Annotated in this window: 8 protein-coding genes; 6 read left to right on the top strand and 2 right to left on the bottom strand. The window is 66.3% G+C overall.

Annotated elements, in window-relative coordinates; all coding sequences use genetic code 11:
- Positions 1–150: 150 nt before the first annotated feature.
- The 4 genes from H8S47_RS15845 to H8S47_RS15830 are packed head-to-tail and all read left to right on the top strand — an operon-like array spanning position 151 to position 2,262.
- Positions 151–453 carry a YggT family protein gene (locus H8S47_RS15845; RefSeq protein WP_093398362.1) on the top strand — a complete coding sequence of 101 codons (303 nt, stop codon included), beginning with the start codon at positions 151–153 and terminating at the stop codon, positions 451–453.
- Between the two features lie 8 nt (positions 454–461).
- Positions 462–758: a DUF167 domain-containing protein gene (locus H8S47_RS15840; RefSeq protein ID WP_187504754.1), complete on the top strand. Its 297-nt coding sequence runs from the start codon at positions 462–464 to the stop codon at positions 756–758.
- Between the two features lie 11 nt (positions 759–769).
- Complete coding sequence (gene folD, locus H8S47_RS15835; RefSeq protein WP_187504750.1) at positions 770–1,645, top strand: bifunctional methylenetetrahydrofolate dehydrogenase/methenyltetrahydrofolate cyclohydrolase FolD; 876 nt, start codon at positions 770–772, stop codon at positions 1,643–1,645.
- On the top strand, positions 1,642–2,262 hold the full coding sequence (locus H8S47_RS15830; RefSeq protein WP_187504749.1) for a MarC family protein: 621 nt from the start codon (positions 1,642–1,644) through the stop codon (positions 2,260–2,262). The genes folD and H8S47_RS15830 overlap by 4 nt, the downstream gene beginning before the upstream one ends.
- A gap of 98 nt (positions 2,263–2,360) precedes the next feature.
- Here the strand turns inward: H8S47_RS15830 and H8S47_RS15825 are convergent, their stop codons facing one another.
- Positions 2,361–4,148, bottom strand: a complete 1,788-nt coding sequence (locus H8S47_RS15825; RefSeq protein WP_187504748.1) for an AcrB/AcrD/AcrF family protein — start codon at positions 4,146–4,148, stop codon at positions 2,361–2,363.
- A gap of 124 nt (positions 4,149–4,272) precedes the next feature.
- On the opposite strand from H8S47_RS15825, the gene H8S47_RS15820 reads away from it, so the two are divergent.
- Together H8S47_RS15820 and H8S47_RS15815 are read left to right on the top strand one after the other, a co-directional pair.
- Positions 4,273–4,698, top strand: a complete 426-nt coding sequence (locus tag H8S47_RS15820) for a GtrA family protein (protein ID WP_187504747.1) — start codon at positions 4,273–4,275, stop codon at positions 4,696–4,698.
- A gap of 15 nt (positions 4,699–4,713) precedes the next feature.
- Complete coding sequence (locus H8S47_RS15815) at positions 4,714–5,442, top strand: class I SAM-dependent methyltransferase (RefSeq protein WP_187504746.1); 729 nt, start codon at positions 4,714–4,716, stop codon at positions 5,440–5,442.
- Positions 5,443–5,761: 319 nt separating this feature from the next.
- Here H8S47_RS15815 and H8S47_RS15810 read toward each other — a convergent pair whose 3' ends face one another.
- Positions 5,762–6,784 (bottom strand): glycosyltransferase family 2 protein, encoded by a 1,023-nt coding sequence (locus H8S47_RS15810; RefSeq protein ID WP_187504745.1) that lies wholly within the window; start codon positions 6,782–6,784, stop codon positions 5,762–5,764.
- Between the last annotated feature and the right edge of the window lie 19 nt (positions 6,785–6,803).

Genomic DNA, 6,803 nt, shown 5'->3' with positions numbered 1-6,803 from the left:
GCTCTCGATAGGGCGATACCCCTCCGTCAGCGCTGCGCGCCACCTCCCCTCACAGGGGAGGATGAAGGCGGTCAACATCGTAATGACCCGGGGCTTCTCGTTCTCCCCCCGCCACCTTATATCGGCAATACACCAGCGGAGACCCTTGCCTTGATCGCCCTTCTTCAGATCGTCCAGTTGCTGCTCAACCTCGTCTGGTGGGTCATCGTCATCCAGGCGATCCTGTCGTGGCTGATCGCGTTCAACGTCATCAACACGCACAGCGATTTCGTCCGCACGGTCTGGAACGCGCTGCAGAAGATCACCGAACCGCTGTATCGCCCGATCCGCCGCATCCTGCCCGATTTCGGCGCGCTCGATCTGTCGCCGCTGGTCGTGCTGCTGATCCTCTACATCCTGACCAACATCGTCATCCCGAACATCGCGCAGAACTACCTCGTCGCAGCCTATTGATCGGGCTATTGATCGGGCCGGCAGCCTGGCGCGCGGTCGATGACGGCTTGGCGATCGCCGTCCGGGTAACCCCGCGCGGCGGTCGCGACGCACTCGCCGCCGGAACGGCCGAGCATTTTGCCGCGCGACTGGCGGCCGCACCCGTCGATGGCGCCGCGAACGCCGGGCTGGTCGCCCTTGTCGCCAAGACTTTCGGCGTACCCAAGCGCGCCGTAACGATCGTCGCTGGCGAGACCGCCCGCTTGAAGCGCCTGCACATCGTCGGTGACGTCGCTACGCTGGCGGAAATCGCTGCCGGTCTTTAAGGACCGCGGGCATGAGCGCGACCATCATCGACGGCAAGGCCTTCGCCGCCGGCCTCCGGGCCCGTATCGCAGACGGCGTCACTGCCTTCAGGGCACAGGCGGGCCGCGCGCCCGGCCTTGCTGTGGTGCTGGTCGGCGAGGACCCCGCCTCCAACGTCTATGTCCGATCGAAGGGCAAGGCGACGCGCGAGGCCGGGATGGAGAGCATCGAGCACCGGCTCCCCGCCGACGTCCCCGCTGAAGACCTGCTCGCCCTGGTCGCGACGCTCAACGCAGATCCGACGATCGACGGCATCCTCGTCCAATTGCCCCTGCCGAAACATATCGACGAGCAGACGGTGATCGCCGCCATCGACCCCGACAAGGACGTCGACGGCTTTCACCCGATCAACGCCGGCCGTCTCGCAACCGGCCTGCCCGCGTTCGTGCCCTGCACGCCGCTCGGCTGCGTCATGCTGCTGAAGAGCGTGCTGCCGAGCCTCAGCGGGCTCGAAGCCGTCGTCGTCGGCCGCTCGAACATCGTCGGAAAGCCGATGGCGCAGTTGCTGCTCCGCGAAAGCTGCACCGTCACAATCGTCCATAGCCGCACGCAGGACGTCCCCGCGCACATCCGCCGCGCGGACATCGTCGTCGCGGCGGTCGGTATCCCGGAGATGATCAAGGGCGTTTGGCTGAAGCCCGGCGCGACCGTCATCGACGTCGGCATCAACCGCACCGATGCCGGCCTCGTCGGCGACGTCGATTTCGCTAGCGCGGCCGAGGTCGCAGGCGCGATCACGCCAGTGCCGGGCGGGGTCGGGCCGATGACGATCGCCTGCCTGCTCCGCAACACTCTGGTGTCTGCAGGCCGCCGCGAAGGCGTCATGATCGACGAGGCAGCGCTATGATCGAACTCTATATCTCGTCGTTGATCACGTTCTTCGTGGTCATCGATCCGCCCGGCTGCGCGCCGATCTATGCCGGTCTGTCGGCAAGCGCCTCGTCCCTTCAGAAGCGGGCGATGGCGATCCGTGCGGTCGGCGTATCCGCGCTGATCCTGTTCGTGTTCGCGCTGTTCGGCGAGGCGTTGCTCAAAGGGCTCGGCATCAGCCTCGCCAGCTTCCGCATCGCGGGCGGCATCATGCTGTTCCTGATCGCGCTCGAAATGGTGTTCGAAAAGCGCACCGAACGCCGCGAGGACCGCGCCGCCAAGGTCGCGAACGATCCCGAGGCTGAGGACGTCTCGATCTTCCCGATGGCGATGCCGATGATCGCGGGCCCCGGCTCGATCGCATCGGTGATGCTGTTGATGAGCCGCAACAGCGGCATCGAGCGCTCGTTGGTCGTGCTCGGCGCGATGGTGACGATCCTGCTGCTGACTTTGGTCGCACTGCTCGCCGCCGGCCCGATCATGCGGATTCTGGGCGCGAAGATCGAGGCGGTCATCACGCGGTTGCTCGGCGTACTGCTGGCCGCCCTGGCGGTGCAGTTCGTGATCGACGGCCTGACCGAGGTGCTGCGCTAAGTTCACGTCATCCTGGGCTCGACCCAGGATCCAGAGCCAACAGCGGTATCGCCAATGGCTCTGGATCCTGACGTTCGTCAGGATGACGGCGGTGCGGTTCAGTCCACCTTGAACAACCGCAACGGCGACTTCGCCGGCAGCGGCAGAGGCGTCAGCCACGCCGGCACCTCGTTCTTCGCCATCTGCGCATAGAACCCCTTCGGACTGCGCGCCTTGTAGTTGGTCGATTCCGCCGCGTTCGGGCACAGCAGCAGCATCGTCGCACCGTGACGCTTGATGATCGCATGCGCCTGGTCCGGCGTCCCCCCGAACGCGTGCTGCACGTCGAGGATAGCATCGCCGTTGCGGTGATACGGCCCCGCGATCGCGTCGTGATGCGTGATCGTGATCAGCCGCGGCCCCATGTCGACGAAGGTGAACACGGTCTGCGCGGGGTATTTGTTCAGCGCGACCAGCACGGTCGTCCGCAGGCAGTTGCCGGTCGCCGAATTGACGCGCTTTTCATACGGCTTCGGTCGGTCGATCGGCAGGTACTTGATGACCATCCCGGCGAACAGCCCTGACACGATCAGGAACGCCGCCACCGTCCCCAGCACGCGCACCGCAATCGATCGATTCCCGAGCAGCCGCGGCAGGATCAGCCACCCGAGCGCCGTCGCCCCCGGAATCGCCAGCAACTGCGCCGCCGGCCCCGCACGGACCTGCCACAACAGCATCGCGCAGGCGAACGCGGTGAACAGCGCGACCGCCGCCCAGCCCACGGCCCGGTCGTCGCGACGCGCGCGCCAGGCGGCAAGGATCGCCCCGATCAGCCCGATGATCGGCAGCGTCGCCAGCGCGAACCCGACGCGGAAACTATGCTTGTAGATCGGTTTCGCCTCGCGGACATTGTCCAGCCAGTTGCGTTGCAGCTCGGGCGAGATCCCCTCGGGCCGCCCCAGGCACTGTGGAAACACCAACGCAAAGCCAGCAACGATCGCCGCACCCGCCACCACCGCTAGAGCCAGCCGAGCCCCCCGCGAAGCCGGCCCGAACCGCGCGAGCAAAAACAGCAGCATCCCCGCCGCGATCATCACGCTCAACCACACCGGCGTCAGCGCATCGCACCGCATCGCCTGGTTGGCGTTCGACGCGAACAGCGCGAACCCGAGCGTGCTGCCTCCGCCCAACGTCAGCGCATAGATCGACAGCCGCTCGGCCTCCGACCGGTCCCACACCCAGCGCAGGGCGATGATCGCCCCCGCCATCGCCGCATACGGCAGCAGTTCGAGCCCGATCGACAGCGACACCGCGCTCGCGAGCCCGACCATCGCGCCACCACGCCGGCCGTTCGCATCGCACAGGCCTGCCACCGTCAGGCTCAGCATGGCGAGCTGCCAGCCGTGATGATCGATCCGCTCGGGCATGAACATCAGCATCGTGCCGGTCGCGCCGACCATGATCACGACCGCAAGCGGCCACGCATAGGGGCTGATCAACCGGCGTACGGTCGCGCCGATGCCTAGCATCGCGATCGACAGCGGCAAAAGCGGCGCGATCCCGCACGCGAGCCGCTCCGCCCAACTGTTGGTGGTGAACAGGCGGAAGAACAGGATGAGCCCCGCGATCGGCAGGTCGACGATCCGGCTCCAGTGGATGTCGAACCCAACCGGCGGGTTCAGCCGATAATTGCGCAGATCGTACCAGCCCTGGCTGTCGAGCAGCGCGCGGACCTGCATCAGGCGCATGTTGTCGTCGGTATCGCCGAGCGACAGCCAGCGTATCTGCCCCCAGCGATCGAACATCGACCACGCCGCCACCGCCACCCAGGCTAGCAGCGTCAACGCGATCCAATGCCGATCGAGTTCGTCCAGCAACGTCCGCCGCTGAAGTGGTGCCTGATCCAAAACGCTTTCCTCCAGCCCGCACGCACTCTAGATGCGCGGGCGTATCTCAAGCGTCGCTCTATCGCGGTGCCCGTAAAGAACAAGGCACCGGCGCGATCGCCGGAGGGTAAAGAACAAGGCGGGCATGCAGGCGATTTGGCGACACATGGAGCAGATGCGGTCGAGCGGCGTGCTTGGCCAGCTCGTGCGCTTCGGCATCGCCGGCGGCATTTCCAGCGTCGTGTACTCGCTCGTCTACCTGCCGCTCACCGCCTATGTCTTCCCGCCCCGCCAGGCGGTGGCGGCGGTGCCGTTCGCGTTTGCCGTCGCGGTGGTGGTCGGGTTCTTCCTGCACAGCCGCTGGAGCTTCAAGGGGCATGCGAAGGAGCCGGGGGCGGGGCGGCATTTCAAGTTCGTGATCGTCCAGGCCGCGGGGCTGAGCCTCAACGCGGTCATCACCTGGATCGGCACCGCGTTGCTCCACCTGCACCCGTGGATCCCGCTGATTCCCGCCGTCTTCCTTGCCGCGATCGTGACGTTCGTGCTCAACCGTCTTTGGGTTTTCAACTGAAATGGCCGACAAGTAATGGACCGCATCGTCTACGACCGGATGGCCGCCCACGACTCCACGCACTGGTGGTACCGTGCGCGCCGCGACATCCTCGCGGATTACCTGACCCGCTACGGCGCACTGCCGAAGGATGCGAAGATCCTCGAGATCGGCTGCGGCACCGGCCACAACCTGCCGATGCTCGCCGAGTTCGGCGAGATCGACGCGATCGAAATCGACCCCGCCGCACGCGAGATCGCCAGCGAACGGCTGGGGAAGCCCGTCGGCGCGGCGCCTTTGCCCGAACTCCCCGGCGTGCCGCGGAAACATTACGACCTGATCGCGGTCCTCGACGTGGTCGAGCATATCGAGGACGACGTCGCCGCATTGAAGGCAATGGCGGATTGCCTCGCGCCCGGTGGCAAGATCCTGATCGCGGTGCCTGCGCATGCGTGGCTGTGGAGCGCGCATGACGTGGTGAACCACCATCACCGGCGCTACTCGAAGGCGACGTTGCAGTCGGCGATCGAGACGGCCGGGCTGAGGCCGGAGAAGCTCGGGTATTTCAACTCGCTACTGTTCCCATTGGCCGCAGCAGCGCGGATCGCCGGGCGGATGACCGGGCGTGATGACAGCGACGATTCGCCACCGCCCAAGCTGGTGAATGCTCTGTTCGAGAAAATCTTTCGACTTGAGCGCCATCTGGTCGGCCGCGTGCCGATGACGCCGGGGGTGTCGATCGTAACGCTGGCGGTGCCGCGCTAAGCTTGCTTCGCGATCTTCCCCTGGCAGGGGAGGTGTCGCGTAGCGACGGAGGGGTGACGCCCTATCGAGAGCAGGTCACCCCTACGTCAGCGCTGCGCGCTGCCACCTCCCCTGCAAGGGGAGGATGGGCGGCAAATTCGGTGTGGGCGGCACAGTGGCGAGCGTCTTGGATTTACAAGTAGAAAGCACCACCCCGGCGAAGGCCGGGGCCCAATTGGGCGACGTGGCCAATTGAGGTTCGCGCTCCGTTACTGCGACCTTTCCAATTGGGCCCCGGCCTTCGCCGGGGTGGTGTGAGGATCGGGGTAGGCGGTGTTCGTCAGTCTACGTGGTTTGGAAGGGACGCGTCAGGCAACCGCACCACGTCCACCGGCTCCGCACGGAACCCGAGGGTCGCCTTCCCCTGGATCGGCCCCGCGACATCCGCGACGATATACAACGGCCGACGCTTCGACTCGACGTACAGCCGCCCGAGATACTCGCCGATCATCCCCAGCACGAACATCTGCACTGCGCCGAGGAACACGGTGACCAGCATCGTCGAGGTCCAACCCTGCACCGCGCTGCCCGAGAGCCAGCCGATCGCAATGTAGACGAACAGGAGCAGCGATACGCCGGTCAGCGCGAGGCCGGCGTGGCTGGCAAAGCGCAACGGCGCGGTCGAGAAGCCGGTGACGGCGTCGAACGCGAGGCGGATCATCTTCGCCAGCGGGTAGTTCGTCTCGCCCGCGAGCCGCTCGGCGCGATCATACGGGAAGGGGACTTGCTTGAAGCCGATCCAGGCGACCATGCCGCGGATGAAGCGCGCCTGCTCGGGGAGCGACAGGAACGCATCCAGAGCACGGCGGCTCATCAGGCGGAAGTCGCCGGTGTCGAGCGGGATCGGCGTCTCGGTCATCCGGGTTAGCAGGCGATAGAAGGCGGCGGCGGTGGCTTTCTTGAACACCGTCTCGCCCGCGCGCTGGCGGCGCACCGCGTAGACGACGTCGGCCTGGCTCGCCGCCATCGCCGCGCGCATGTCGGACAGCAGTTCGGGCGGGTCCTGGAGATCGGCGTCGATGATCAGGATCTGCTCGCCGGCGCACAGGTCGAGACCGGCAGTGAGCGCGAGCTGGTGGCCGTGGTTGCGCGAGAGGTTGATCGCGACCAGCCGCGGGTCGGCGGCGGCGAGGCGCTGCATCACGGGCCAGCTGTCGTCGCGCGAGCCGTCGTTGATCAGGACGATCTCGTAATCGTCGCCGACCGCGACCTTTGCCGCACCGGAAATGCGCGCATGCAGGATGTCGAGGCACGCCGCCTCGTTATAGCAGGGGACGACTATCGAAAGGGACGGACGGTTCATCTGTCCCGTCTAGCGTCCG

Origin of the sequence: Sphingomonas albertensis (genome assembly GCF_014358075.1) — a bacterium.
Taxonomy (GTDB): Bacteria; Pseudomonadota; Alphaproteobacteria; order Sphingomonadales; family Sphingomonadaceae; genus Sphingomonas; species Sphingomonas albertensis.
This window is presented reverse-complemented; position numbering and strand designations above follow the sequence as displayed.

What these genes read in the sequence shown, in the direction of transcription:
- folD (WP_187504750.1), top strand. Translation starts at nt 770, where the DNA reads ATGAGCGCGACCATCATCGACGGCAAGGCCTTCGCCGCCGGCCTCCGG.
- H8S47_RS15830 (WP_187504749.1), top strand. Translation starts at nt 1,642, where the DNA reads ATGATCGAACTCTATATCTCGTCGTTGATCACGTTCTTCGTGGTCATC.
- H8S47_RS15820 (WP_187504747.1), top strand. Translation starts at nt 4,273, where the DNA reads ATGCAGGCGATTTGGCGACACATGGAGCAGATGCGGTCGAGCGGCGTG.
- H8S47_RS15815 (WP_187504746.1), top strand. Translation starts at nt 4,714, where the DNA reads ATGGACCGCATCGTCTACGACCGGATGGCCGCCCACGACTCCACGCAC.
- H8S47_RS15810 (WP_187504745.1), bottom strand. Translation starts at nt 6,784, where the DNA reads ATGAACCGTCCGTCCCTTTCGATAGTCGTCCCCTGCTATAACGAGGCG.